The 23,454-nt window shown below is 68.5% G+C and carries 25 protein-coding genes and 1 pseudogene; 12 read left to right on the forward strand and 14 right to left on the reverse strand.

Annotated elements, in window-relative coordinates; genetic code table 11:
• Window positions 1–564, forward strand: a complete 564-nt coding sequence (locus tag CHB64_RS01155) for a DUF3035 domain-containing protein (protein ID WP_159462361.1) — start codon at window positions 1–3, stop codon at window positions 562–564.
• Window positions 565–616: 52 nt separating this feature from the next.
• Here CHB64_RS01155 and CHB64_RS01160 read toward each other — a convergent pair whose 3' ends face one another.
• From CHB64_RS01160 to CHB64_RS01175, 4 genes are all read right to left on the reverse strand, one after another.
• Window positions 617–1,042 carry a hypothetical protein gene (locus CHB64_RS01160; protein ID WP_089410754.1) on the reverse strand — a complete coding sequence of 142 codons (426 nt, stop codon included), beginning with the start codon at window positions 1,040–1,042 and terminating at the stop codon, window positions 617–619.
• 56 nt (window positions 1,043–1,098) lie between these two features.
• Window positions 1,099–2,028, reverse strand: coding sequence for a DUF4908 domain-containing protein (locus CHB64_RS01165; protein ID WP_089410755.1), 930 nt, complete (start codon window positions 2,026–2,028; stop codon window positions 1,099–1,101).
• 121 nt (window positions 2,029–2,149) lie between these two features.
• Window positions 2,150–2,878 carry an acetoacetyl-CoA reductase gene (gene phbB / locus CHB64_RS01170; protein WP_089410756.1) on the reverse strand — a complete coding sequence of 243 codons (729 nt, stop codon included), beginning with the start codon at window positions 2,876–2,878 and terminating at the stop codon, window positions 2,150–2,152.
• A 150-nt stretch (window positions 2,879–3,028) separates the two neighbouring features.
• Complete coding sequence (locus CHB64_RS01175) at window positions 3,029–4,207, reverse strand: acetyl-CoA C-acetyltransferase (protein ID WP_089410757.1); 1,179 nt, start codon at window positions 4,205–4,207, stop codon at window positions 3,029–3,031.
• 199 nt (window positions 4,208–4,406) lie between these two features.
• Between CHB64_RS01175 and phaR the strand changes: the two genes are divergently transcribed.
• Complete coding sequence (gene phaR / locus CHB64_RS01180) at window positions 4,407–5,036, forward strand: polyhydroxyalkanoate synthesis repressor PhaR (protein ID WP_089410758.1); 630 nt, start codon at window positions 4,407–4,409, stop codon at window positions 5,034–5,036.
• A gap of 21 nt (window positions 5,037–5,057) precedes the next feature.
• On the opposite strand, the gene CHB64_RS01185 is transcribed toward phaR, so the two are convergent.
• Entirely contained in the window at window positions 5,058–6,836 is a 1,779-nt protein-coding gene (locus CHB64_RS01185) for a putative bifunctional diguanylate cyclase/phosphodiesterase (RefSeq protein WP_089410759.1), read from the reverse strand.
• A 265-nt stretch (window positions 6,837–7,101) separates the two neighbouring features.
• Here CHB64_RS01185 and CHB64_RS15180 point away from each other — a divergent pair, with 265 nt between their 5' ends.
• Entirely contained in the window at window positions 7,102–7,254 is a 153-nt protein-coding gene (locus tag CHB64_RS15180; RefSeq protein ID WP_159462362.1) for a hypothetical protein, read from the forward strand.
• 25 nt (window positions 7,255–7,279) lie between these two features.
• Here the strand turns inward: CHB64_RS15180 and CHB64_RS01190 are convergent, their stop codons facing one another.
• The gene (locus tag CHB64_RS01190; RefSeq protein ID WP_089410760.1) at window positions 7,280–7,723 is read right to left on the reverse strand and encodes a hypothetical protein; all 444 of its coding nucleotides are present in this window, start codon (window positions 7,721–7,723) and stop codon (window positions 7,280–7,282) included.
• A 66-nt stretch (window positions 7,724–7,789) separates the two neighbouring features.
• Window positions 7,790–8,581 (reverse strand): glycosyltransferase family 2 protein, encoded by a 792-nt coding sequence (locus CHB64_RS01195; RefSeq protein ID WP_089410761.1) that lies wholly within the window; start codon window positions 8,579–8,581, stop codon window positions 7,790–7,792.
• A gap of 115 nt (window positions 8,582–8,696) precedes the next feature.
• Here CHB64_RS01195 and CHB64_RS01200 point away from each other — a divergent pair, with 115 nt between their 5' ends.
• Genes CHB64_RS01200 through mnmH form a run of 3 tightly spaced genes read left to right on the forward strand, consistent with a single transcriptional unit; the run spans window position 8,697 to window position 13,040 of the window.
• Entirely contained in the window at window positions 8,697–10,376 is a 1,680-nt protein-coding gene (locus tag CHB64_RS01200) for an ArnT family glycosyltransferase (RefSeq protein ID WP_089410762.1), read from the forward strand.
• 27 nt (window positions 10,377–10,403) lie between these two features.
• The gene (locus tag CHB64_RS01205) at window positions 10,404–11,897 is read left to right on the forward strand and encodes an ArnT family glycosyltransferase (RefSeq protein ID WP_089410763.1); all 1,494 of its coding nucleotides are present in this window, start codon (window positions 10,404–10,406) and stop codon (window positions 11,895–11,897) included.
• A gap of 57 nt (window positions 11,898–11,954) precedes the next feature.
• Window positions 11,955–13,040 carry a tRNA 2-selenouridine(34) synthase MnmH gene (mnmH, locus tag CHB64_RS01210; RefSeq protein WP_089411418.1) on the forward strand — a complete coding sequence of 362 codons (1,086 nt, stop codon included), beginning with the start codon at window positions 11,955–11,957 and terminating at the stop codon, window positions 13,038–13,040.
• Window positions 13,041–13,074: 34 nt separating this feature from the next.
• Here mnmH and CHB64_RS01215 read toward each other — a convergent pair whose 3' ends face one another.
• The 3 genes and pseudogenes from CHB64_RS01215 to CHB64_RS15710 form a co-directional block, all read right to left on the reverse strand.
• Window positions 13,075–13,587, reverse strand: a complete 513-nt coding sequence (locus tag CHB64_RS01215; RefSeq protein ID WP_089410764.1) for a phosphoribosyltransferase — start codon at window positions 13,585–13,587, stop codon at window positions 13,075–13,077.
• A gap of 71 nt (window positions 13,588–13,658) precedes the next feature.
• The gene (locus CHB64_RS15320) at window positions 13,659–14,924 is read right to left on the reverse strand and encodes a hypothetical protein (RefSeq protein WP_183234009.1); all 1,266 of its coding nucleotides are present in this window, start codon (window positions 14,922–14,924) and stop codon (window positions 13,659–13,661) included.
• Between the two features lie 12 nt (window positions 14,925–14,936).
• Window positions 14,937–15,032, reverse strand: a pseudogene (locus tag CHB64_RS15710) (zinc-ribbon domain-containing protein); the annotation flags it as partial.
• A 77-nt stretch (window positions 15,033–15,109) separates the two neighbouring features.
• On the opposite strand from CHB64_RS15710, the gene ftsE reads away from it, so the two are divergent.
• The 5 genes from ftsE (at window position 15,110) to CHB64_RS01245 (ending at window position 19,234) form a co-directional block, all read left to right on the forward strand.
• Window positions 15,110–15,796 (forward strand): cell division ATP-binding protein FtsE, encoded by a 687-nt coding sequence (gene ftsE, locus CHB64_RS01225; RefSeq protein WP_089411419.1) that lies wholly within the window; start codon window positions 15,110–15,112, stop codon window positions 15,794–15,796.
• The gene (locus tag CHB64_RS01230) at window positions 15,793–16,761 is read left to right on the forward strand and encodes a cell division protein FtsX (protein WP_089410766.1); all 969 of its coding nucleotides are present in this window, start codon (window positions 15,793–15,795) and stop codon (window positions 16,759–16,761) included. Before ftsE ends, CHB64_RS01230 begins: the two co-directional genes overlap by 4 nt.
• A gap of 172 nt (window positions 16,762–16,933) precedes the next feature.
• Complete coding sequence (locus CHB64_RS01235; RefSeq protein ID WP_089410767.1) at window positions 16,934–17,506, forward strand: YdcF family protein; 573 nt, start codon at window positions 16,934–16,936, stop codon at window positions 17,504–17,506.
• Between the two features lie 13 nt (window positions 17,507–17,519).
• Window positions 17,520–18,275 carry a lysophospholipid acyltransferase family protein gene (locus CHB64_RS01240; protein ID WP_089410768.1) on the forward strand — a complete coding sequence of 252 codons (756 nt, stop codon included), beginning with the start codon at window positions 17,520–17,522 and terminating at the stop codon, window positions 18,273–18,275.
• Window positions 18,272–19,234, forward strand: coding sequence for a DUF2125 domain-containing protein (locus CHB64_RS01245; RefSeq protein ID WP_089410769.1), 963 nt, complete (start codon window positions 18,272–18,274; stop codon window positions 19,232–19,234). Before CHB64_RS01240 ends, CHB64_RS01245 begins: the two co-directional genes overlap by 4 nt.
• Window positions 19,235–19,255: 21 nt before the next feature.
• Here the strand turns inward: CHB64_RS01245 and CHB64_RS01250 are convergent, their stop codons facing one another.
• Together CHB64_RS01250 and CHB64_RS01255 are read right to left on the reverse strand one after the other, a co-directional pair.
• On the reverse strand, window positions 19,256–19,609 hold the full coding sequence (locus tag CHB64_RS01250) for a MarR family transcriptional regulator (protein WP_089410770.1): 354 nt from the start codon (window positions 19,607–19,609) through the stop codon (window positions 19,256–19,258).
• A 111-nt stretch (window positions 19,610–19,720) separates the two neighbouring features.
• Window positions 19,721–21,112, reverse strand: a complete 1,392-nt coding sequence (locus tag CHB64_RS01255; protein WP_089410771.1) for a leucyl aminopeptidase family protein — start codon at window positions 21,110–21,112, stop codon at window positions 19,721–19,723.
• 118 nt (window positions 21,113–21,230) lie between these two features.
• On the opposite strand from CHB64_RS01255, the gene CHB64_RS01260 reads away from it, so the two are divergent.
• The gene (locus CHB64_RS01260; RefSeq protein WP_089410772.1) at window positions 21,231–22,262 is read left to right on the forward strand and encodes a tetratricopeptide repeat protein; all 1,032 of its coding nucleotides are present in this window, start codon (window positions 21,231–21,233) and stop codon (window positions 22,260–22,262) included.
• 43 nt (window positions 22,263–22,305) lie between these two features.
• Here CHB64_RS01260 and CHB64_RS01265 read toward each other — a convergent pair whose 3' ends face one another.
• Together CHB64_RS01265 and CHB64_RS01270 are read right to left on the reverse strand one after the other, a co-directional pair.
• On the reverse strand, window positions 22,306–22,974 hold the full coding sequence (locus tag CHB64_RS01265; protein WP_089410773.1) for a glutathione S-transferase: 669 nt from the start codon (window positions 22,972–22,974) through the stop codon (window positions 22,306–22,308).
• A complete protein-coding gene (locus tag CHB64_RS01270) occupies window positions 22,971–23,429 on the reverse strand; it encodes an acetyltransferase (protein WP_089411420.1) in 459 nt (152 codons plus the stop codon). The genes CHB64_RS01265 and CHB64_RS01270 overlap by 4 nt, the downstream gene beginning before the upstream one ends.
• Window positions 23,430–23,454 lie beyond the last annotated feature (25 nt).

The raw sequence follows: 23,454 nt of genomic DNA on the forward strand, positions 1-23,454 counted from the left end.
ATGAACAGCAGACTTATCCGCGCAGGGCTTGCGCTCGCCTTCGTCGCGACGGCGACGGGGGGGTGCGCCGGCATCGGCAAGGCGCTCGGCGGCGGCAAGAATCCGCCCGACGAGTTCGCCATCGCCACCAAGGCGCCGCTCGTCGTGCCGCCGGACTACGCCCTGCGCCCGCCGCGCCCCGGCGAGACCCGCCCGCAGGAGCTGTCGCCTTCCCAGCGCGCCCAGCAGGTGCTGATCGGCGACGTGTCGGCCGCGCCCCCGACGCCCGGCGAGCAGTATCTGCTGCGCAAGGCGAACGCGCTCGCGGCCGACCCCAATATCCGCAACATCATCGCGGCGGAGAACGGCGGGCGCGCGGAAAAAGACCGCAGCCTCGCCAACCAGCTCATCTTCTGGAAATTCATCGGCGGGCAGGTCGACGACTCCGCCGCGCCGCTGCGCGTCGACGACCCGGAAGCGTGGTTCGCCGCGCGCCAGCGCGCCATCGAGGCCGTGGTCGGCGAACAGGGCGAGGTCGTCATCCGCAAGGACGACAAGACGCTCAGCCTGCCGGGGGTGTTCTGACAGGCCGCCGTCGTCCGTGCGCTGACCTTTCCAGGCGACCGCCGGCGCGGCGCTACCAGATCGATTCGAGAAACCGGCGCGTCTCGCCGAAGCCGTCGCCGCCCGGCGTCGCGCCGTAGCGCAGCACGCTTCCCCTGAGCGAGGGGCCCGCGCCGTCGCCGGCGCAGACGAAAGTCGAGATCGACCGCGCCCGATCGCCGCCGGCGCGGCAGACCGCTTCGAGCGCGCCGAGCGCGCCGTCGCAGGCGTCGGCGAGACTTTCATCCTCGGGCCATCCGTCGGCGGAGCGCCAGTCGATCACCGCCTCGATCGAAGCGCCGCAGACCGAATTCGTATAACCGACCTCGGCGGCGAGCGCGCGCTCTTCCGCCTCCTGGGCGCGCAGGGATTTCAGGGATTGCAATGCGCCGGCCGGCGCGGCCGCCAGCGTCCCGAACGCCGCCAGGCGGCGGCCGTCGAAGCCCGATTTTCGCGCCATAGGCGTAAATTGCCCGACCATTGCGGCCCTTTTGAGGCCGGCGCAGAAAGCGGATGTTAAAGCGATTCTTCCAGGAATCGGGCCACCGCGCCCGAAGAGGGACGGCCTTCGGCTCCCTGCGCGGCGTTATAGGCGACGACAAGCGCATCGCCTTCGAGGGCGAGCGAAGGCGCGCCCGCCGGCGTAAAGCGCACCGTCGCGATGCGCGCGCCCAGAACGCGCGCGCCCGTCGGATCGTCCGCCACGCGGCTCATGCCGGCCGCGACCCGGACGATCGCATCGGCGAGCACGCTGGCGTCTTCGTTCGCGGCGACCCTGGCGGCCCCCTCCTCCGCAAAGGATTGCGGCGCCAGGGCGAGAGCATCGCCCGCGCGCCGGCCTTCTTCCGCCGCCGGAATCACGAAGCGGATGTCGGCCCTCACCCGCTCGCTCAACAAGCGTCCGGCGCGTTCGGCGCGACGCAAGGCCGCGGCGCGGTCGGCGGCGGCGAGTTCGAGCGCCTCTCCCGCGCCGTTTACGCTGCGATAGGCGCCGCGGCGCTGGGTCTCGCCGGGCCACAGCACGCTCGCTCCGCCATGGACCGTGATCCGCAGCACGGTCTCGCCCTCGGCGTCCTTGAACAGCAGGTCGCCGCGCGGGCCGCGCATCATCCTGAGGGCGTAAATTTCCTCCGCGCGGCCGTCCGGGTCGATCTGGCAGTCGATCCGGCGCTCGCCCGGCGCGCAGAGAAACTGGATGCGCGCCTCCCGATTCCCGCGCATGAGCAGGAAGGCGCGCTCGCCGCTGGCCGTGATGAAGCGCTCCACCGTCGGGATTTCATCGCGCAGCGCCCGCTCGCGGCGCTTGCCGACAAGAGTCGAGAAAGGATTGTCGTCGACCTGAATCTGGACGGCGCGGCCCGGCGCGAAAGGCGCGGCCGACGGCCCGTCGCCGGCGGCGAGGGAAACCGCCATCAGCGCGCCCGCCATGACTGCGCCTATGTTCATCTGACAACGCCTCGCAATTGCGCGCGCCCCGAGCGGGCGCGACGCTTTCCACTATCCCGCCAATTTGGCGAAAAACTGGCTGAGAAGCGTTAACGCGGCGCCGTCAAGCGCGATCGACGCGTCAGGCGGCGAAATATTGGCCGCCATTGACGGTCAGCACCGAGCCGGTAATGAAGCCCGCGTCTTCGCTGGCGAGGAAAAGCACGCAGCGGGCGATCTCCTCCGCTTCGCCAAGCCGGCCGACGGGAATCTGGGCGACGATCTTCTTCAGCGCCTCCTCCGGCACCGCCGCGACCATGTCGGTGGCGATGTAGCCCGGCGCGACGGCGTTCACCGTCACTCCCTTGAAAGCCCCTTCCTGGGCGAGCGCCCGGGTGAAGCCGAGCATGCCGGCCTTCGCGGCGGAGTAGTTCGTCTGGCCCATCTGGCCTTTTTGACCGTTGATCGAAGAGATGTTGACGATCCGCCCGTAGCCGCGCTCGCGCATTCCCGGAAAGACCTGATGGGTCATGTTGAAGACGCTGTTGAGATCGGCGCGGATGACTTCCCGCCACTGCTGCGGCGTCATCTTGTGGAACATGGCGTCGCGGGTGACGCCGGCGTTGTTGACCAGCACGTCCGTGGGCCCCTGCGCCTGTTCGATCTCGGCGACGCCCGCCTTGCAGGCCTCGTAGTCGCCGACATCCCATTTGTAGACCGCGACGCCCGTCTCCTCGCGAAATTTATGCGCGGCCTCGTCATTGCCGGCGTAAGTCGCCGCCACCGCGTAGCCGGCTTCCTTGAGCGCCGTCGAAATCGCCCGGCCGATGCCGCGCGTGCCGCCCGTCACGATCGCCCTTCTGTCAGCCATGATCGTCTCTCCCTCGATGAGCTAGTCCGCATGCGGCGGCGCCCCCGCGCGGGAGGCGCCGCTCGGTCTATCCGTTCTTTCTTCGCATCACTGGACGGCCCGACGCAATGATGGGCGTCAAACGCGGCCGTCCGACGCCCGAACGGCGGCTTACGCGCGCTCCACGCACATGGCGATCCCCATGCCGCCGCCGATGCACAGGGTGGCGAGACCCTTGTTCGCGCCCGAGCGCTTCATCTCATAGATCAGCGTCGTGAGAATCCGCGCGCCCGAGGCGCCGATGGGATGGCCGATCGCGATGGCGCCGCCATTGACGTTCACTTTCGCCGGATCCCAGCCGAGTTCCTTGCCCACGGCGAGGGCCTGCGCGGCGAAAGCCTCGTTCGCTTCGATGAGATCGAGGTCTTCGAGCTTCCAGCCGGCCTTCTCAAGCGCCAGGCGCGAGGCCGGCGCCGGACCGATGCCCATGATCGAAGGGTCGACACCGCAATGGGCGGCCGAAACGACGCGCGCCAGCGGCTCGATTCCGCGTCTGTCGGCTTCCTTCTCCGACATGACGATCAGCGCCGCCGCGCCGTCGTTGACGCCCGAGGCGTTGGCCGCGGTCACCGTGCCGTCCTCCCTGACGAAAGCCGGCCGCAGGCCCGCCATGGCCTCCAGCGAGGCGTTCTCGCGAATATACTCGTCGTGATCGAAAACGACCTCGCCTTTGCGGGTCTTGATCGTCACGGGAACGATTTCGTCCCTGAACTTCCCGGCTTTTTTCGCGGCGGCCGCCTTCTGCTGGCTTTCGAAGGCGAAGCGGTCCTGCTCTTCCCGGCTGATCTGGTATTTGCGCGCCAGATTCTCGGCCGTCTGGCCCATGTGATAGTCGTTGAAGACGTCCCACAGGCCGTCGCGGATCATGGTGTCGACGAACCTGACCTCGCCCATCTTGGTTCCGTCGCGCAGATGCGCCGCATGCGGCGCCTGCGACATGCTTTCATGTCCGCCGGCGACCACGATCGCCGCATCGCCCAGCCGGATCGCCTGCGCCGCGAGAGCGACCGCGCGCAGGCCCGAGCCGCAGACCTGATTGATGGTCATGGCCGGGCGCTCCTTGGGCACGCCCGCGCCCATGGCCGCCTGCCGGGCGGTGTTCTGGCCCTGAGCCGCCTGCAGCACATGGCCCATCACGACTTCGTCGACGTCCTCGCCCTTCACGCCGGCGCGCTCGATCGCGGCTGCGATGACGGTTTCGCCGAGCTTGGCGGCGGGCAGGCTCGCCAGGCCGCCCCCGAACGCGCCGACGCCGGTGCGGGCGGCCGCCGCTATCACTACACCGCTCATGCTTCCTCCTTGAAAGGGTTGCGTTTTCCGCGACGCGGGAGCGGCTTTTCGCCGTCCAGGCGAATCCGCCATGCCCGCGCGTAGGCTTCCTCTCAATTCATGCTATAGCAAGATTAGCAAGCGCACAAAATCACGGCGCCGCAAAACCGCCGCAGGCCGCCGGGGCGCGAACGACAACCAGACGAAAGGGAGGACGGACATGTCCGAACCGCAGAACAAGCGCGAACAGACCGACCCTTCGGCCGGCGCGAAAGGCGCAGAGGGCGAGGCGCCGATCGTCGTCAAGAAATACGCCAACCGGCGCCTCTACAACACGGCCACAAGCTCCTACGTCACGCTCGATTATCTCGCCGACATGGTCAAGAACGGCCAGGAATTCGTCGTCTATGACGCCAAGACGGGCGAGAACATCACGCGCTCGGTGCTGACCCAGATCATCGTCGAGGAAGAAAGCAAGGGGCGCAATCTTCTGCCTATCCAGTTTCTGCGCCAGCTCATCCAGTTTTACGGCGACAGTCTGCAGACCTTCCTGCCCTCCTATCTCGAGATGAGCATGGACGCCTTCGCCCGCAATCAGGAGAAGCTGCGCGCCCATATGCGCGACACCTTCGGCGCGGCGCCCGGCTATCAGATGTTCGAGGAGACAGCGCGCCAGAACATGGCCATGTTCGAGCAGGCGATGAAAATGTTCTCGCCCATGAGCGGGCTCTATCAACAGGCCATGAACCGCGGCGCAGGCGGCGGGGCCGAGTCGGAAGAAATCCGGGAGCTGAAGAGCCAGCTCGCCGCCCTCCAGCGCCAGCTCGACAAGCTCGAAAAGAAGGGGTGAGTCCGCGAACAGCCGGCCGTCTCAGCGCGCCCAGCCGCCGGCGCCGAGCTTCTGCGTCTGCGCGGGGGGCTCGTTCGGCGCGCCAGAGGGCAGCCAGCTCGGGTTGATCTCCGGCTTGCCGATGAGAAAACCCTGCAGATAGTCGACGCCGAGCCCCTTGAGCAGCATCGCGTCGGCTTCATTGTCGACCCATTCCGCCACGGTCTTCATGCCGAAATTGCGCGCGAGGTCGAGCAGCGTGCGCACGAAGAGCTGGTTTTCGCTCGATGAGGCGACGCCCGTAACGAACGAGCCGTCGATCTTCAGGATGTCGATGTCGAGGGCCTTCAGATTGCGGAACGAGGTGTAGCCGGCGCCGAAATCGTCGATCGCGAAGGATGAGCCGAGCTTCTTGACCTCGCTCACGAATTCGATCGAGGCGTCGATGGCGTCGATCACCTGGGTCTCGGTCAGCTCGACCGTGATGCGTTTGGCGAGCGCGGGATTGGCGCGCAGATGCGCCAGATAGCCCTCCGCCCAGACGGGATCCTTCACCGTCTCCATGGAGACGTTCACGGTGAGCTGAATGTGCGGACACACCGCGAGGGTGTTTGTGGCGAGTTCGAGAACGCGACGGTCGAGAAGATGCACGAGGCCGAGTCGCTCCGCAGCCGGAATGAAATCCGGGGCGCCGATCTCGCGCCCGTCCTCGCCGCGCATGCGGATAAGGCATTCGAACTTCGCCGGCGCCTCGCCGAGATCGGATACGATCGGCTGGAAGGCGAGGCGCACGCGCCGTTCGTTGAGCGCGGTCAGAATGACGTCCGACATATGGGTGTTGCGCCGGCGCATGCTGACCGTGTCCGTCTTTTCGGTGAAGGCGCTCCAGCTTGAACGCCCAAGGCGCTTGGCCTGATCGAGGGCGGCCTCGGCCCAAGCCATGACGGTCTGGCTGTCCTGTGCGTCCGCCGGCAGCGCCGCCGCGCCGATGCAGATCGAGGCGGCCACGCCCCCGCGCCGCGTGTCGATGACGCTTTCGCGGACCACGTTCATCAGCTTGATGCACGTTTCGCGCAGCGCCTCTTCGCACGCATCGACGATGAGGATTCCGAATTTCGTTCCTGCGACCCGTCCGATCTGATCGTCCGGGCCGAGCACGCTGGCCAGTCGTCCGGCGATCTCGACGATCACCTCGTCGGCCGCCTCGAAGCCGAAATCGGCGTTGACCGCGCCCAGATCGTCGATCCCCGCAAGCAGGTATGCTCCCTTGCGGCCGGAGGCCTTGGCCGCCGCGAGCCAGGCGTCGATGCGCCGGCGCAGATGGGGGCGGTTGAGCAGGCCGGTGAGTTCGTCGTTATGGGCGAGCCAGGCGAGCCGCTCCTCCCGGCGCTTCTGCGCCTCGATGGAGCGCACCACGCCGATCAGCCGGCGATTCTCGCCCGCGCCGATCCAGCCGCCCCGCTCCTCGACCCAATGGCGTTCGCCGTCCTCGCGCCGCAACTGGATCTGGCAGACGTAGCTCGCCGCATCGCCGGCGAAAGCGGCGGCGCGTTCGGCGACGTCGCCGGAGAGGATCAGCGCTTCATATTCCTCGCGCGCGGAAGCCGGCGGCGCCGCGGCGCGGCCCAGAAGCCGCGCTGCAGCGCCCGGGTCCGCCCAGCGCAGCCTGTCCGCGACAGGGTCGAATTCGAACAGCGCCTGCAGCGTCGCGTCGCCCGCGCCGTCGTCCATATCGCCGCCGCCGGCGCGATCGCGACGGGCGGCGTCGGCTTCGACATTTTCGCCGGCGGCCTTAAGGCGCGCGTTAACGCTGAACGGCATGGAGCTTACTCGCGTGCTTACGGCGACACCGTAGCCGCCAGCCGTAAAAAAAACTGAAATGAAAATAACCCGCTGGCGCTGTCTGCCGGGCCGGCGTCTGACGCGGCAAGCATTTTGCTCCCGGTCAGGAGCGATGAAAGGATTTGTTAACCTTCCCGCGCCGCGCCCCTCGCCGCCGTCGTCGGCCGCGCCGGCGTGCGCGCCGCGATCCGTCGTCCCTAGTTTCGAAAAGCCGTTTCCCGCATTTGCCGCGCGCGTTCGGCAAATGCGGGAAGCCGTTACGCTTCACGCGCAGGAGATTCCCTGTCATCCGGATAACACGTCGCCGCTGACGCGGCTCGCCGCGCAGGCCTACCGCGCCTCGGCGGAGCTCGCGCGCGCGCGCCCTGCGCCGCGCCGTCTCGACGTCCTGCGCTGAAGCCGGCGCTCGGCCGCCGGCCCGGTCAATTGAGCAGTCCCGACTTGTCGGCCACCGCAAGATCGCGCCGCGCGGTCACGGTCGTGACCACCAGGCCCGCCATCGGATCAAGGAAGGTCATCATCATGAAGATGAAGAAGGTCGAATTGCCGAACCCCTTCACCAGGATGAAGCACAGCAGCACGATCACGAACAACAGGAAGGACAGGAGGTGGTTGGCGATCGAGGCCGCTCCCGTCTTCGTCGATCGCACCAGCTCCACGAACAGAAACCCGACGCTCACGAGAAGGAAAATGTCGCCCCCGCGAATCTCCCATCTGTCGCCGGAGACCAGCGGCAACGCCGCCACCAGCGCGTCGTACCAGGCGACCTCCTGCCCGCCCGCGCCCGACGCCGTGACGCCGGCGAGCGTGAGCCCCGCGTAAACCACGAAGCTGATCGTCAATAGCGGAAACATTTCGAGCTTCATGCTCAAGGCTCCTCTCCCCTGCCGTCCCTCTTGCTCGGCGTTCACCATAACACAGCCGCCGACGGTCTAAAGCTCGGAAATCTCCCTCGGATCGCGGGCGCGGTCATTAAGCCACATCACGCCCGTCAGATCGCGAATCGCCACGGCGAGCCTCCCCAGATTGGTGTATTTCGATCTGCCGTGGACGCGCGGGCGGTGGCTCACTGCGGCGAACTCGACCCCGAAGCCCTCGCGCCGCATCAGCGCCGGCAGGTAGCGGTGCATGTGGTCGAAAGCCGGCAGGCGCAAAAACGCCTCGCGCCAGAAGACCTTGAGCCCGCAGCCCGTATCGGCCGCTCCGTCCTTCAAAAGACGGACGCGCACGGCGTTGGCGAGCCGGGAAGCGATGCGTTTGGCCGCCGTGTCCTGACGGCGGCGGCGCTCGCCCGCGACCATGGCCAGCTCCGGAGGCGCGTCGGGCCGAACAAGCTGCGCGTAAAGCCCTGGAATATCGGCCGGATCGTTCTGGCCGTCCCCGTCGAGAGTGGCGATCGCTGGCGCGCGGGCGGCGAGAACGCCGGTGCGGATCGCCCGGCTCTGCCCGGCGTTGGCCGCGTGCGCGATGACGCGAAGCTGCGGCACGCGCGCCCTGGCGGCGAGAAGCGCCGCCCGCGTGCCGTCGCGCGAGCAGTCGTCGACCGCCACGATCTCATGCGAAACGCCGGCGAGCGCCGCGGCGATCTCCGCGACAAGCGCGGCCGCGACGCCTTCCTCGTCGAACATCGGCGCGACCACGCTCAACGCCGGGGCGCTTTCCCCCTCGGACGGCGGCCAGGCGAAAAAGGCGGCGGAAGCCGCGCTGGGCGGACGTTCGCTCATCGTCTGGACTAATTCGCAGAATTTGCGGCGAATACAACCGGCGGTCCGCTTTGCCGGGCGCGCGCGCGCGGCTACTCATTGGGGCTGGGAAGGACGACCGCCGTCGAGGGAATCGATGCCGACGAGGACCGCTCAAACGCTGACGGGGGACGCGTTTCGCCTTTGCGTCGTCGCCTTCTTCGCCGCGGTCGTCGCCTTCGCCGGCCTGCGCACGCTGCCGCCGCTAGACCGCGACGAGGCGCGCTTCGCGCAGGCCACGGCGCAGATGCTCGAGACCGGCGACTTCGTCACGATCCGCTTTCAGGACGACGAGCGCAACAAGAAGCCGGCCGGAATTCACTGGCTGCAGGCCGCCTCGGTAAGCGTCTTCTCGACGCCCGAGGCGCGGGAGATTTGGGCGTATCGCCTGCCTTCCATGCTCGGCGCCGTTCTCGCGGCCGTCTTCACCTATCTCGCCGGCGCGCGGCTTTACGGGCCCGCGACCGGCTTTCTCGGCGCGCTCCTCCTCGCCGCCGCCCCGCTGTCCGCCGGAGAGGCGACCATCGCCAAGACCGACGCGGCCCTGCTCGCCGCGATCGTCGCCGCGCAGTGCGCGCTCGTTCATGTCTTCGGCGCCTGGAAGGACCGTCAGCTTGCGGACGGCGCGGCGCGGCGGGTCTGGCCGCTCGTCTTCTGGATCGCCCTCGGCGCGAGCGCGCTATTGAAAGGACCGATCGGGCCGATGATCGTCGGCTTCACCGGCGCGGCGCTGTTCGCCCGCTGGCCGCGACTTGAGTGGATCCGCGCGCTGCGCCCCGGCGTCGGACTTGCGATCCTTGCGCTGATGATCGGGCCGTGGGCCGTCGCTATCGGCCATGCGACCGAGGGCCGCTTCTACGCCGAAGCGATGGGCGGAGACATGCTGGGCAAGGTCGGGACCGCGCAGGAAAGCCACGGCGGCCCGCCCGGCTATCACCTCGCGCTCGTCTGGTTGCTGTTCTGGCCTGGCGCGGCCCTGCTGATCCCGGCGACGCTTCTCGCGGTCGCGACGCGCAGGGCCTGGCCGGCCTGGCTGCTGATCGGCTGGATCGCGCCGGCCTGGCTCGTTTTCGAGCTCGCCGCGACGAAGCTGCCCCATTACGCGCTGCCGCTTTACCCGGCGCTTGCGATCCTCGCCGCGCGGGCGGCGAGCCTCGGCGCGGGCCGGCGCCGGCCGATCGCGCGGCGCGCAGGCGCGATCGTCTACGGCGCGGTCGGGCTCGCCTTCGCCGCCTGCGTCGCCGTCTTGCCTTTCCTTTTCGGCGCGACTGGGCCGAACCCTTTCGTGCTCTTTTCGGCCGCCGCCATCGCGCTCGCAAGCCTTTACGCCGCATCGCTGTTCTGGCGCGGGCGCTGCCTGGCGGGCGCCTATGCGGCGTGCCTTCTCGGCGTTTTTCTCGCCTGGACCGTGCTGGACGGCGCGCTGCCCCAGCTCGACCGGCTGAAGGTCTCCCCGAACATTTCCGCAGCCCTCGACGAAGCGGATCGCCATCCCTTGCGCGACGGCGCGCCGCCCGTCGCGCTTGCCGGCTATTACGAGCCCTCGGCGGTGTTCCTGCTCGGCACGCGCACGCGCCTGACGGACGGCGCCGGCGCGGCGGGTCATCTGTTCGAAACGCCCGGCGCGGCGGCCGTCGTCGAAGACGCGCAGGCGGACGAATTTCATGAAACGGTCAAAAAGGCCGGCGTTAATGCGCGCGCCCTTGCGGTCGTCGAGGGGCTCAATTACTCAAACGGGCGAACCGTCCGGCTGACGATCTACGTTATCGAGTCGTAGCGAATCTTCCAGGATCGAGGCGCGCGCATGTCGACATCGTTGAGCAGCTGGCGCGCGCGTCCCGTGCTGAGCTTCTCCATCTTCGCCCTCGCGCTCACGGCCGCGCGTCTCGCCGCTCTGTTCGTATCCGAAGCGAATCTCGGTCCCGACGAGGCGCAATACTGGGTATGGAGCGGCGAACCCGCCCTGGGCTACTACTCGAAGCCGCCCTTCATCGCCTGGACGATCGCCGCCTCCACGGCGCTTTTCGGAAACGCAGAATGGGCCGTGCGGCTCGCCGCGCCGTTCTTTCATCTGGGCGCGGCGTATTTTCTCTTCGCGCTCGCGCGCCGGCTCTATGACGACGCCGTCGGATTCTGGACAGGCGTCGGCTGGCTCACGCTGCCGGGCGTATCGCTGTCTTCGATGCTCATCACCACCGACGCCCCCCTTCTGTTCTTCTGGGCGGCGGCGCTTTACTGCTTTTTCAGGCTGATCGAGCGCGCAAACGGCGGCGCCCGTTCCCCAAGCGCTCTTTTCTGGGCCGTCGCGCTCGGCGCGAGCGTCGGCTTCGGCCTGCTTTCCAAATACGCCATGATCTATTTCCCGCTGGGCGCGGCGCTCGCCGTTCTCGTCTCGACGCAGGCGCGCAAGGGCCTCGCCATGCGCGACGCGGCGATTGCGGCGCTCGTCGCAGGCGCGATCGTCGCGCCCAATCTGGCGTGGAACGCCGCGCATGAGTTCCACACCCTCTCGCATACCGCCGCCAACGCGAATTGGGGCGGGTCGATGTTCCACCCTGCCAAACTGTTCGAATTTCTCGGCGCGCAGGCGGGCGTGTTCGGGCCGATCCCGATCCTGCTGCTCATATGGGGGCTGGCGCGCCTGCCGCGCCGGCTGGCCGCGGCGGGCGAGGCCCGCGGCCGAGACCTTGCGCTTCTCGCGCTCGCCGCGCCGCCGCTCGCGATCGTCAGCATGCAGGCTTTCGTCTCTCGCGCGCACGCGAACTGGGCGGCGGCGGCCTATCCGGCCGCGCTCGTATTGGTCACGGCCTGGGCGTTCCGGGCGCGAATCGGCGCGGCGATTCGCGCAAGCGTCGGCCTTAATCTCGTCGCCTGCCTCGTCTTTCTCGCCGGCCTCGCCAATTTCGCGCTCGTCGACGCGCTGGGTCTGTCCGGCGCCGTAAAGCCCGTGCGCGGCTGGGCGCCGCAGGGCGCGGCTGTCGCGGCGGCGGCCGAAGGCTTCGACGCCGTTCTGGTCGACGACCGCGAGCTTATGGGCGCGCTGCTCTATTACGCGCGCGGCGGTCCGCCCGTCGTCGCCCTCGATTCGAACAGGCGGGTCGATCATCACTACGAAGCCTTCATGGCCTTCGATCCCGAGCGGCAGAAGCGCGTGCTCTTCGTATCGGAGCGCAACGATCTCACGCCCGTGCAAGGACGGTTCGGCGGAATCGCGCCGGCGGGCGAAATCACGGCGGATTTGTCTCCCGGCCGGCGGCGCACGCTTTATCTTTTCGCGCTGTCCGACCCCGCCGAGTGATTCCGCCGCATTCGGGGCGTTCATGACAGTATGGGAATTCCGCGCTACATCGGCGCCATGATCGAAACCGTCCCCGACGTCGAGCCGGCGCGCCTCGCGCGGTTCGACGCGATCATCGACGCGCGCTCGCCCGGCGAATACGCCGAGGACCATATTCCCGGCGCGATCAACCTCCCGGCGCTCGACGACGCCGAGCGCGCCGCGATCGGGACGATCTACGTCCGCCGCTCGAAATTCGAGGCGCGCCGGCGCGGCGCCGCGCTGGTTGCGCGCAACATCGCGCGCCATATCGAGACCGCCCTCGCCGACAAGCCGCGCCAGTGGCGCCCGCTCATCTATTGCTGGCGCGGCGGCCAGCGTTCGGCCGCGATGGCGACGGTGCTCGCGCAGGTCGGCTGGCGCGTCGGCGTCTTGCAGGGCGGCTACAAGACCTGGCGCCGCGCAGTCGTGGAGACATTGCGCCTGTCGGAGGCGCCGATCGGCGTTCTCCTCCTTGACGGCCAGACGGGCGCCGCGAAGTCGCGCATTCTCGAACGCCTCGCCGCGCTCGACGTCCAGACGCTCGATCTCGAAGCCCTCGCAGCCCATCGCGGCTCGGTTTTCGGCGGGTGGGCAGATCGTCCGCAGCCGGGACAGAAAATGTTCGAGTCGCTTCTCTTCCAGAACATAAGACGGCTCGATCCCGCGCGGCCGATCGTCGTCGAAGCTGAATCGAATCATATCGGACGCTGCGTCATTCCGCGCCGCCTGTGGCGGGCGATGCGCGCGGCCCCGCGCATCGAGGTCAAGGCGGATGCGGCGCTGCGCGCGCGCCATATCGCGGCCGCTTACGACGATCTCATCCGCGACAGGGAGGCCGTGCTCGCCGCGCTCGCGCGGCTTGCGCCGTTCCATGACAAGGCGCGCATCGAACGCTGGCGGACCATGGCGCAGGCGGAAGATTACGCCGCGCTCGCCGCCGAGCTGATGCGCGATCATTACGATCCGCTCTATGAGCGCGCGCGCAAGCGCCGCGAGGATAAGCCGCTCGCCGAGATCCGCCTCGACCGTCTCGATGCGGAAGATATCGACGCCGCGGCCCGAAGGATTAAAGACATCGCGGAGCGTTTCGCCGGCGCAGCGCGCGCGGCGCATAGCGCATAGTTCGCCGCTCGGCGAATCGACGATGCGCGACGCGCTACATCGCGCCGATAAACGGCAGCCCGCGACTGCGGCCGCCGTCATCCATGCCGTAACCGACAAGGAAATCGTCCGCGCCCGCCTCGAAGCCCACGTAATCCGCCTCGATGTCGGCGCTGCGCCCCGTGGCCTTGCGCACCAGCACGCACAGGCGCGCTTCGGCTGCGCCGCGATCTAGCGTCATGCGCCGCGCGAAATGCAGACTGCGGCCGGAATCGAGCACGTCGTCCACGATCAGCACCGAACGGCCTTCAAGATCGACGGTGAAGTCCTTGATGAGAGCGACCACTCCGCTCGAAGCGCGCGCGCCGCCATAGCTCGAAAGCTGGACGAAATCGACCCCCGGATCGAGCCCGCGCGCATGGAGCGCGCGCAACAGATCGGCCGCGAAAATGAAAGCGCCCGTGAGCACCGGCGCGAGCAGAAAATCCTTCGGCAGATCGCGCGCGATCGCGTCGGCGAGCGCCTCGATGCGCGCTTTCACCGCCGCCTCGCTGAACAAGATACGCATGATCCGACCCTTCCTTCGCGCCCGTGCGCCGCAAAATCCTGGCGGCGCCAGACCCTATAGAGGCGACCGCTTCAGAAGGGAATTCGCCGGGCTGCGCCGTCTTCTTCTGACTCCTGGGCAGGCGGGTCGCCTCGCGCCTCGCCGTCCTCGGCCGCCGCCCGCGGTGCGCGCGACGCAGGCGCGAAGGTGAGCGCGACCTCGGCGACGCCGTCCGGCGCAGGCGCGCGCGTCATGAACGCGGCGCGCTCGCCGGCGGGCACGACTTCGCGCTCCACCGCGAAGGTCCAGCGCGCCAGCAGCTCGCCGCGCGGGCCGAGCGCTTCGGCCTGCATCAGCGGCGCCGTCACCGGCGCGTCCGTATCGTTCCGCAGCCGCCCCGTGATCTCGATCGTCGGCCCGCCCGTCGACATGGCGAGGCGATGGGCCACCCCTTCGATGGCGAGCCCGTAAGGATTGGCTTCGACGCCGATCACCGCATAGGCGCCCGCGGCCTCGGGCCAGCGCGCGACGATGGCGTCGCGATAGCTGTAGACGACGAACGCCGTCGCCCCGACGGCGCCGAGCCAGGCCGCCCAGCCGAGCGCGCGCATCGGCGTCAGGCGATTCTTCGCCCGCGCCTCGGCGCGGCGGCGGGCTTTCCGGATCGCCCGCTCAAGCGCGCGCGGCTGCACGCGCAGCGCCGCGAAAAACTCTTCATTGAAGACCCGTTCGGCGATGGGCTCGAGGTCTTCGATGCGCGCGAGCGCCGTTCCGCGCCTGTCGGAGCGGCGGCCGAAACCTCCCGGCGATTCCTCCCCCCCGACATCTTCGAAATAGGCGTCGAGCGCCGGCGCGCGCTTATGATCGGGTTCCTTGGGCGCGCGCGCGGCGCGCCACGGACGCCAGTCGCGGCTGTCTGCGCGAACTTCATCGTCATGCCCATCGGCGGAAGACGCGGACGAGCGCATCTCTTCCTCGCCCGGGCGATCATGGCCTCCGAACCGGGCGGCGCCCCGCCCGTCGCCGCGGCGATCTTGCGACGGCGCGCGGGAAGCTTGCGTCGGGGAAGGCTTGCGCGCCTGTGCGCGCGACGACTCGACATCAGGCGCCGACTCGGGCTCATCGAGGTCGAAGAACAGTCGGTCGTCGTCTTCCGAACCGGTCTCCAGATCGTCGACCTGGCCGCGCGCAAGCGTTGCGATTTCAGGATCGCGTGCGTCCTCTTCGACGGGCGCGGCCTTGACGGTCTCCGGCGGATCGCGGCGGGCCCGGGCGCTTGGCGCCGCCTCCGCCTCTGCTTCGCGCCTGATCGCGCGCCTGGCGGTCAACAGCTCCTCGACGGGCTCAGGCGGCGGCACGAACCAGCTTTCGCCGCAGGCGGCGCAACGGACAGATCGGCCATGAGGAAGGAACCGCCCGTCCTCGACATCATAACGCGTGGCGCATTCGGGACAGGCGATTATCATGACTGCAGAGAATCAGCTTTCCGACGGCGCCGCGCCGGCCTGAAAGCGACAAAGCAAGGAACGGAGCGCCGCTTTTGATCGTCGGCTTCGAGAATGTCGGTCTTTCCTATGACGGCGAGACGGAGATCCTGCGCGATCTCAACTTTTCGCTGGGCGAAGGCGAATTCCGCTTTCTGACCGGCCCCTCCGGAGCGGGCAAGACCTCTCTTTTGAAGCTCGTCTATCTGGCGCACAGACCGACGCGCGGGCGAGTGATCCTGTTCGGGCAAGACGCCACGGCCGCCGAGCGCGAGGCGCTGCCGGCGCTGCGCCGCAGAATCGGCGTCGTATTCCAGGAGTTCCGCCTGCTCGACCACCTGACCGCCTTTGAAAACGTCGCCCTGCCCATGAAAGTAGCCGGCGTTAACCAAAACCAATATCGGGAAGACGTAAGGGAACTCTTAAACTGGGTCGGTCTCGGCGACCGCATGCACGCCCGTCCGCCGACCCTGTCGGGCGGCGAGAAACAGCGCGTCGCGCTCGCGCGCGCGCTGGTCACGAAGCCCGATCTCATTCTTGCGGACGAACCCACCGGCAATGTCGACCCCGTCATGGGCGAAAAGATCATGCGGCTCTTCATCGAGCTCAACAAGCTCGGCGCGGCGGTGATCGTAGCGACCCATGACCTGCAGCTCATCTCCGCCCTCGGCAAACCGACGATCGCTCTTGAAAACGGCCGGCTCATCGAAGAGACCGCGCCAGCGGTCGCAGGAGCGCGACGATGACCGAAGCGCGCCCCATCGCCGAGCGGTTCGCGGCCGACCCTGATAGTCGTCAGCCTACGGAAGAAAAACGCGGCCTCCTGAGCCGCTTCCGTTCCGAGCCGATCCTGCCCGACGCGGGCGCTGGCGGCGCGCCGCTCACCGCGGTCATCGCCGTGATGTCGTTTCTCGCCTGCCTCGCGCTCGCCGCTTTCATCGCCATCGCCGCCGCAGCCGGGGCGTGGACGAGCGAGCTCAAAAGCGCCGTCACGGTGCAGATCAAAGGTCAGGACGCCGGCGCGATCGCCGAAGAGACGGCCGCCGCCCTGCGCGTGCTCGAATCGACCGAGGGCGTCGTCGAGGCGCGCGCGCTGGACCCCGCCGAATCGGCGAAGCTGCTCGAGCCGTGGCTCGGCAAGGGAAACATCGGGGAATATCTTAACATTCCGGCCATTATCGAGGTCCGCGTCGACGAGAACCTGCGCGCCGACCTTTCCCTTTTGCGCAACCGCCTCGCCGCGGCCGCGCCGAACGCCGTTCTCGACGATCACGGCGGCTGGCACGGCCGGCTGTCCGCGGCGGCGCGCTCAGGCCTTGCGCTCGCCTTCGCCGTCTTCGCGCTGGTCATGGGCGCGGCCTGCGCCATCGCCGCCTTCGCGGCGCGCGCCGGTCTCGCCGCCAACAGGGAGATCGTCTCGCTCCTGCATCTCGTCGGCGCGACCGATTCCTTCATCGCCGGCCAGGTGCAGCGGCGCTTTCTCACGCTCGGCGTGCGCGGCGCGACAGCGGGCCTGTTCGGCGCGGTGCTGGCGCTGGGCCTCGCCGCGCTGGCGCTGCGGGCGACCGGCGCGGCCGGCGATTTTCTGCCGGGCGTCGCTCTCGGCCCTGGCCTCATTCTCCCGCTTGTCGCCGTGCCGCTGGTCCTGTGCGCGGTGACGGCCGCTACGGCGCGCGCGACGGTGCTGCGCGCCCTCGTCAAGGAGCTGTAGGAGGCAATCAAGCGAGACAGCCCCGGCGGCCTATCAAAGGGTTGCGGAAACGGGGCGTCCTCTTTCGCCCCTGCGCCGCATGCGTTTCGGCGCGCCGCTGGACCGAATTTGAGAAATTCGGTTATCGTTTTGGGGAAAGCGCGCCATCGGCGCGACAGCGCAGGAGTCGTGGGTGCGGCGCGTCATTTTTATCCTGCTCGCGATCGGACTGGCCTGGACGGCTGGCCTCGTCGCTTTCATCGCCGGACTGCCGGCGCCGGCGGGCGAAGACGGCGCGACAGCGGACGGCGTCGTCGTCTATACCGGCGGCGGCGCGCGCATCGCGGCGGGCATGTCGCTCATGCAGCGCGGCGCCGGCAGGCGGCTGCTCATCTCCGGCGTCAATCCCGACATCTCGCGCGACGAAATCGCCAAGATGTGGCCCGGCGCGGCGGAAACCTTCGACTGCTGCGTCGATCTCGGCGCGGCGGCGCGCTCGACCGAAGGCAACGCCCAGGAGGTGAGCGAGTGGGCGGCGGCGCACGGCTTCCGCTCGCTCATTCTGGTCACCTCGGAATATCACATGCCGCGCGCGCTTCTCGAAACCCATGCGCGCATGAAGAGCGCCGAGATCGCGCCGCATCCGGTCGCCTCCGGCTATCTCGACGCGCGGGGCAGGCCGGCTTCGACCGAGGCGTGGCGACGCCTTGCCGTCGAGTATTCGAAATTCCTCGCCGCGCGTGTAAAGACGCTCGTCGTCGTTTGACGGCGGAGATCCGATGGCTCGACTGCGCAGCGCGGTTTTTCTTGTTTATCTCGTGGCCGGCACCCTCGTTACGGCCGTCGTCGCCGCGCCGGCGCTTTTGTTCGGCGAAAAGGCCGCGCGCGAGGCGGTGCGGGCTTGGGCGCGTCTGATGCTGGGCGGGTTGAGGCTCATCTGCGGGATCGGCTGGCGCGTGGAAGGCCGCGAGCACGTTCCAGGCGGCGGCGCGATCGTGGCGAGCAACCATCAGTCCATGTGGGAGACGCTGGCGCTGTTCGCGTTGCTGCCGACGCCTGCGGCCATCTTCAAAAAGGAGCTGCTCCGCATACCGATATATGGCTGGTGGGGCCTGCGCGCCGGATCGATCGCCGTCGATCGCAAGGGCGGCGCCAAAACGATGCGCGCGATGACCCGCGCGGCCGCCGCGAAGATCGCCGAAGGCGCGCAGCTGATCGTCTTCCCGGAAGGCACGCGCCGGCCGGTGGGTGCGCGCGGACCCTTGCAGCCCGGCATCGCCGGCGTTTATCTCGCCGCGAACGCGCCTTGCGTCCCCGTGGTTCATGACTCGGGAAAGTACTGGCGGCATCCAGGCTGGGTGAAGTTTCCGGGCGTCGTCACTGTGCGCTTCCTGCCGCCGATCGAACCCGGCCTTGACCGCAAGGCTTTCATCCGCGCCCTCGAGTCCCGCTTCGACGAAGGCCTGGCGAGCCTCGCGGACGCCGCCGAGCCGGACCCGGGCGCCATCGACGCGAAAGGACACGCCGCCGCATGACCCACGCGCCCCGAAAGGCCAATCGCTGGCTGCTCTACGGCCCGCTGATCGCCGCTGGAATTTTGCTTCTGAGCTATTTCGCTCTCTGGCTGCAGGGAGCGCAGGCGATGCGCCGGTCGGTCGAGGCGTGGGCGGAAGATCAGCGCGCGGCAGGCCTTGAAGTCTCTTATGAAAACGTGCGCGCGCGCGGCTTTCCCTTCTATCTGCGCGGCGCGGTCGCCGCGCCTGCGATCGCGGACCCGGCGACGGGCGCGCGCTGGCGCGCCGACGCGCTCTATATCGACGCGCTTCCTTTCGCGCTTGACCGGCTCGTCTTTTCGGCGAGCAATCCGCAAATGCTCGATCTCGGCCGCAGCGGCGTTTGGACATTGGAAGCGCAGGACGCGCGCGCGAGCATTGGAGAAGACGAAACTCGCGGCTGGATCGTTAATGCGCAGACCGGTCCGGCCGCGCTTGCGCGCGCCGACGGCCCGGGCCGCTTCCGGCTCGAGGCCGCGCTCATGCGCGTCGCGCCAAGTCTCGACGCTGACGGCGCGCTCGAGACGAGCCTTATCGTAGGCGGCCTCGCCGGCGAGATCGACGGCAAGCGCTTCGAGGCGGCGCGGATCGAAGCCTTCCTCGAAATCGCCGACGCCGGCGAAGCCGGCCCTGAGATCCGCATCAAGGGCTTGTCTTTCGAGACCGAAGGCGCGCGCGCGAGCTTTTCGGGCGCGCTCGTTCTCGACCGCGGCGGCTATCCTGCCGGCGTTCTGCAGGCGGAGATCATCAATCCAGCCGGCCTTGCGCGCGCCCTCGCCAAGCTCGGCGCGCTGACGCCGGCCGAAAGCGAGCAGGCCGCGGCCGCGCTCACGCTCGCCGCGCTCGGCGGCGGCGGCAAGATCGCAGGTTCCGCGGAGTTGCGCGACGGGGCGGCCTATATCGCCGGCGTCAAGTTCGCCGATCTGCCTCGGATAGAGTGACCGTCGGGAAGTCTCGCCGCCTCAGCCGTAAAGCGCGCCCAGCCCAGGCGTCTCCATCCGCTGCTCCACGATTTGCGAGAAGCGATCGAGAAACAGGGCCCCTTCCGGCGTCTTCTGCACGAGAACGATCCGCCTGTCCGTTTCGTCCCGGACCCGGCGGACGAATCCGAGGATCGACAGCGCGTCGAGCGCGCGCGAGATCGCCGGCTTCGGCACGTTGAGGTCGCGGGCGAGCGCGCGCACGGTATGCGGGCCGGGATTGAGATAGACCGTCAGCAGAATCGCCCATTGGCGCATGGACAGGTCCGGCCCGTCCTCGCGGACCGCATCGGCGATGATGTCCCGCCAGACGCTGAGATTGCCGATCGACGCCATCGAACCCGAATATCGCCTTCCGCGCGCCCCTCGCCGGGGCGATCATCCGCGCCGACGGTGCAACTGTTCGCGCCTGAAGGGCAAGGGTTTCGGCCCGTCCCGGCGAGAAGTCTATGCGCCCTCGGCGTTCCCGCCCGTCCGATCTGCGATCACGCGCAGGAGCGCGCGCACGGCCTGCGCCTCGCCGCCGACGGGCCGGCCCGGCGCGGCCTTGGGCCGCCAGGCGTAGATGTCGAAATGCGCCCAGGGAACGCCCGCCGGCGCGAAGCGCTTGAGGAAGAGCGCGGCCGTGATCGACCCGGCGAAGGACCCGTTTCCGACATTGCTGACGTCGGCGACGGTCGAGGCGAGCATCGAATCATAGCCCGGCCAGAGCGGCATCCGCCACAGCGGGTCGGCGACGGCCCGGCCAGCCTCCATCAGTTCGGCCGCCAGCGCCTCGTCGTTGGCGTAATAGGGCGCAAGCTCCGGCCCGAGCGCGACGCGCGCCGCGCCGGTCAGTGTCGCAAGCGTGACGAGCAGCGCCGGCGGGTCTTCCTCCTCGCCCGCGAGCGCCAGCGCGTCGGCGAGCACGAGCCGCCCCTCGGCGTCGGTGTTGCCGATCTCGACGGTGAGGCCCTTGCGGCTGTTGAGGATGTCGCCAGGCCGGTAGGCCGAACCGGACACGGCGTTTTCGACCGCCGGGATCAGCACGCGCAGACGGACGTCGAGACCGGACTCCATGATCATCCGCGCAAGGCCGAGGGCGTGGGCCGCCCCGCCCATATCCTTTTTCATCAGAAGCATGTTCGAGGCGCTCTTAAGGTCCAGCCCGCCGGAATCGAAGCACACGCCCTTGCCGATGAGAGTGATCCTCGGCGCGTCTTCCCGGCCCCAGACGAGGTCGACGAGCCGCGGCGCCTCGGCGGCCGCGCGCCCCACCGCATGAATGAGCGGAAAGTTCCGTTCCAGGAGCGCCTCGCCGATGATCGTTTCGATCTTCGCGCCATGCGCCTTTGCAAGCGCGCGCGCTTCAGCTTCCAGGGCGGACGGCGTCATGTCTGCGGCGGGCGTGTTGACGAGATCGCGGATATAGCCGACCGCGCCGACCTCGCGCCGCACGGCTGCGACGTCGAGCCCGCGCGGCGCGATCAGGCGCGCCGCGGCCGGCTTCTGCTTCCTGTAGCGGTCGAAACGGTAGCTTCCGAGAAGCCAGGCGAAGCCGGCGCGCCAGGCCAGATCAGACGCCGGCGTCGGCGCCAGACGGTAGTCGCCTTCGGGAAGCTTCTCCGCCGCCGCAGCCAGAATGAACGGATCAGACCCGTCGCCGACGCCGAGAAGTACGCCTTCTTCATGGGCGAGAACAACCCCCGCTTCCCCTGAAAAACCGTTCGCGCGCGCGAGCGCGCGAAGCGGCGCCGGCAGATCGTCGCGGCCGTCGAGCCCCTTGTCGGAAATTTCATAAATCGGCCGCGCCCGCGCATGGGCCGTTTCGTCGTAATCCTGCAAAAGCTCCAGCCGCATGAAACGCTCCGTTAACTTCCTATTCGCTTTTACGCCCCGCAGACCGCGCGGCGGTTAAGCGTTTGTTGAACTCATTGGCAGATGATCGCCGCGCCATCCGCAGTTTTTGAGGTTCGTCATGGCCGCGCGCAAGACCGAGATCGCCTGTTCGCTTCGTACATACGCCGGCGCGGGGCTTTGCGCCATCCTGCTCGCCGGCTGCGCGTCGAGCGGAGGCGGGCGCGCCGACGTCGCCGGAACTGGCGATTACGCCGGCGCCATCGGAGTTTTCACCAATCCGGAAGCTGACCCCTCCACGCTCGATCCCATCGCCGCAGCCGCCTTCTGGGGGACGCGCTACAATCGCGAGCCGCATAACCCCGCCGTCGCCACGCGCTACGCCGCATCGCTGCGCAAGATCGGCTCGAGCCGCGAAGCTGTCTCGGTGATGATGAAGGTCGCCGGGCGCCATCCCGACGATCCGGACGTCAATCTCGAGCTCGGCAAGGCGCTGGTCGAGGACGGACGCGCTTTCGAGGCGGTCCGTTATCTCGAAACCGCCGCCGACGCGCGCGCGAACGACTGGCGCGCGTTGTCGGCCTACGGCGTCGCGCTCGACCAGATCGGCGAGCATGAGGCCGCGCGCCGCAAATACGACGCGGCGCTCGCCCTCGCGCCGGAAGCCGTCAGCGTCATGAACAACAAAGGCCTGTCCTATGCGCTCTCCGGCGATCTCGACATGGCCGTGAAAACGCTGCGCGCGGCCGCGGCGAGCCGGCGCGGCAACGCGCGGGTGCGCCAGAACCTCGCGCTCGCGCTCGCGATTAAGGGCGACCTGCGCGAGGCCGAGCGGCTCGCCCGTTCCGATCTGCCGCCGCAACTCGCCGAGCAGAACATCGACTATTTCCGTTCCCTGATGAATCAGCCGGCCTATTGGCAGGAGTTCGCCGCCGACGGCTTCGACGCGCCCGATTTCGACGCGCCTCCGGCCGCGCCGGCGCCCGCTGCGCCGGCCCCTTCGCCCAAGCCCCGGCCGCTGCCGGAGCTGCGCGAAGAGCCGAAGCAGGACGAAGAAAAAGACGACGCGCCGGTCGCGCTCGTCCCGCAACCGGCGACGGCGCCGACCAACGCCTCGGCCGAGGAAGCCGGCGCGCCCGACATCAAGCAGTAAGGACCGCAAGCCCGGCGAGAGAAGCCGGAAGCACGCGCTTCTCTCAGGCGTATGCGTAAGGCCCGCCTTTCTCGAGGGCGCGCCGATAGGCGGGGCGTGCGTGAATTTTTTCCACGAACCGGTCGAGAGTCTCGCGCCCCTGCGCGGCCGCCACGCGTCCCCGCGCGGCTTCGATCGGAAAGCTCATCATGATGTCGGCGGCCGTGAAGTCCGGCCCCGCCAGCCATTCATCGCGGGAGAGCTCCGTATCGAGATGATCGAACAGCGCCTGGGTGGTCTGGTCTAGATAGCCGGCGCGCACGCCGTTCGCGAGCCGGCGCGCGACAGGGCGGGCGAAGAAGGGCATCGGCGCGCTCTCCATCCGGTTCAGAAGCAGCGCCATGACGAGCGGCGGCATGTAGGAGCCTTCCGCGGCGTGAATCCAGTATTTGTAGCGGACATAGTTCGCCGTCTCGCGCGCAGGGACGAGGCGGCCGGCGCCATGCGCTTCGACGAGATGCTCGACGATCGCGCCGGTCTCGGCGAGGATGCGCCCGCCGTCCTCGACCACCGGCGATTTGCCCAGAGGATGGATCTTGCGCAAGGTCGCCGGCGCCAGATTGGTCTTTCTGTCGCGCTCGTAGCGGCGGACCTCGTATTCGAGGCCGAGCTCTTCGAGCAGCCACAGAACGCGCTGGGAGCGGGAATTTTCGAGATGGTGAACGATGATCATGTCGCGCTTTCCTTTTCCGCGGCGGACTCTGCGAGGTGGATGATGGGAAACGGCCGGCCGTCCGAATCGACCGCCGAGCGGCCCGTCTCGACAAACCCGCATTTTCTGTAAAAGGCGAGCGCGCCGGGATTTTGTTCGTTGACATCGACCCGGAGCGGGCCGCGCAGGGCGCGCGCATGGTTCAGAAAGGCGCGGCCGAGACCGCGGCCGAACCAGTCTGGATCGATAAAAAGCGTCTCCACCGAATTCCCGGCGAGCCCCATGAAGCCGACCGGCGCGCCCTTCCCGTCCCGCGCCAACCATAGTTCGAGCGCCGGCAGGGCGTGCGCGCGCACGGCCTCGCGAATGGCGATCACGTCTTCTTCCGCAAGGAAGTCGTGCGTCGCGCGGACCGAGCGCTCCCAAAGGGCGAGAAGCGCAGCGCGATCGGCGGCGCCGGCGGGCTCGATCTTCATCGCATGTCCTTTCGTTCCTGCACGC

The sequence above is a fragment of the Amphiplicatus metriothermophilus genome (assembly GCF_900199215.1).
Classification (GTDB): Bacteria; Pseudomonadota; Alphaproteobacteria; order Caulobacterales; family Parvularculaceae; genus Amphiplicatus; species Amphiplicatus metriothermophilus.

What these genes read in the sequence shown, in the direction of transcription:
- CHB64_RS01270 (WP_089411420.1), bottom strand. Translation starts at nt 23,429, where the DNA reads ATGAAGATCGAGCCCGCCGGCGCCGCCGATCGCGCTGCGCTTCTCGCC.
- CHB64_RS01195 (WP_089410761.1), bottom strand. Translation starts at nt 8,581, where the DNA reads ATGAGCGAACGTCCGCCCAGCGCGGCTTCCGCCGCCTTTTTCGCCTGG.
- CHB64_RS01215 (WP_089410764.1), bottom strand. Translation starts at nt 13,587, where the DNA reads ATGCGTATCTTGTTCAGCGAGGCGGCGGTGAAAGCGCGCATCGAGGCG.
- CHB64_RS01230 (WP_089410766.1), top strand. Translation starts at nt 15,793, where the DNA reads ATGACCGAAGCGCGCCCCATCGCCGAGCGGTTCGCGGCCGACCCTGAT.
- CHB64_RS01185 (WP_089410759.1), bottom strand. Translation starts at nt 6,836, where the DNA reads ATGCCGTTCAGCGTTAACGCGCGCCTTAAGGCCGCCGGCGAAAATGTC.
- CHB64_RS01200 (WP_089410762.1), top strand. Translation starts at nt 8,697, where the DNA reads ATGCCGACGAGGACCGCTCAAACGCTGACGGGGGACGCGTTTCGCCTT.
- CHB64_RS01245 (WP_089410769.1), top strand. Translation starts at nt 18,272, where the DNA reads ATGACCCACGCGCCCCGAAAGGCCAATCGCTGGCTGCTCTACGGCCCG.
- phbB (WP_089410756.1), bottom strand. Translation starts at nt 2,878, where the DNA reads ATGGCTGACAGAAGGGCGATCGTGACGGGCGGCACGCGCGGCATCGGC.
- CHB64_RS01240 (WP_089410768.1), top strand. Translation starts at nt 17,520, where the DNA reads ATGGCTCGACTGCGCAGCGCGGTTTTTCTTGTTTATCTCGTGGCCGGC.
- CHB64_RS01265 (WP_089410773.1), bottom strand. Translation starts at nt 22,974, where the DNA reads ATGATCATCGTTCACCATCTCGAAAATTCCCGCTCCCAGCGCGTTCTG.
- CHB64_RS01165 (WP_089410755.1), bottom strand. Translation starts at nt 2,028, where the DNA reads ATGAACATAGGCGCAGTCATGGCGGGCGCGCTGATGGCGGTTTCCCTC.
- CHB64_RS01190 (WP_089410760.1), bottom strand. Translation starts at nt 7,723, where the DNA reads ATGAAGCTCGAAATGTTTCCGCTATTGACGATCAGCTTCGTGGTTTAC.
- phaR (WP_089410758.1), top strand. Translation starts at nt 4,407, where the DNA reads ATGTCCGAACCGCAGAACAAGCGCGAACAGACCGACCCTTCGGCCGGC.
- CHB64_RS01205 (WP_089410763.1), top strand. Translation starts at nt 10,404, where the DNA reads ATGTCGACATCGTTGAGCAGCTGGCGCGCGCGTCCCGTGCTGAGCTTC.
- mnmH (WP_089411418.1), top strand. Translation starts at nt 11,955, where the DNA reads ATGATCGAAACCGTCCCCGACGTCGAGCCGGCGCGCCTCGCGCGGTTC.
- CHB64_RS01260 (WP_089410772.1), top strand. Translation starts at nt 21,231, where the DNA reads ATGGCCGCGCGCAAGACCGAGATCGCCTGTTCGCTTCGTACATACGCC.
- CHB64_RS01155 (WP_159462361.1), top strand. Translation starts at nt 1, where the DNA reads ATGAACAGCAGACTTATCCGCGCAGGGCTTGCGCTCGCCTTCGTCGCG.
- CHB64_RS01160 (WP_089410754.1), bottom strand. Translation starts at nt 1,042, where the DNA reads ATGGCGCGAAAATCGGGCTTCGACGGCCGCCGCCTGGCGGCGTTCGGG.
- CHB64_RS01175 (WP_089410757.1), bottom strand. Translation starts at nt 4,207, where the DNA reads ATGAGCGGTGTAGTGATAGCGGCGGCCGCCCGCACCGGCGTCGGCGCG.
- CHB64_RS01250 (WP_089410770.1), bottom strand. Translation starts at nt 19,609, where the DNA reads ATGGCGTCGATCGGCAATCTCAGCGTCTGGCGGGACATCATCGCCGAT.
- CHB64_RS01255 (WP_089410771.1), bottom strand. Translation starts at nt 21,112, where the DNA reads ATGCGGCTGGAGCTTTTGCAGGATTACGACGAAACGGCCCATGCGCGG.
- CHB64_RS15180 (WP_159462362.1), top strand. Translation starts at nt 7,102, where the DNA reads ATGCGGGAAGCCGTTACGCTTCACGCGCAGGAGATTCCCTGTCATCCG.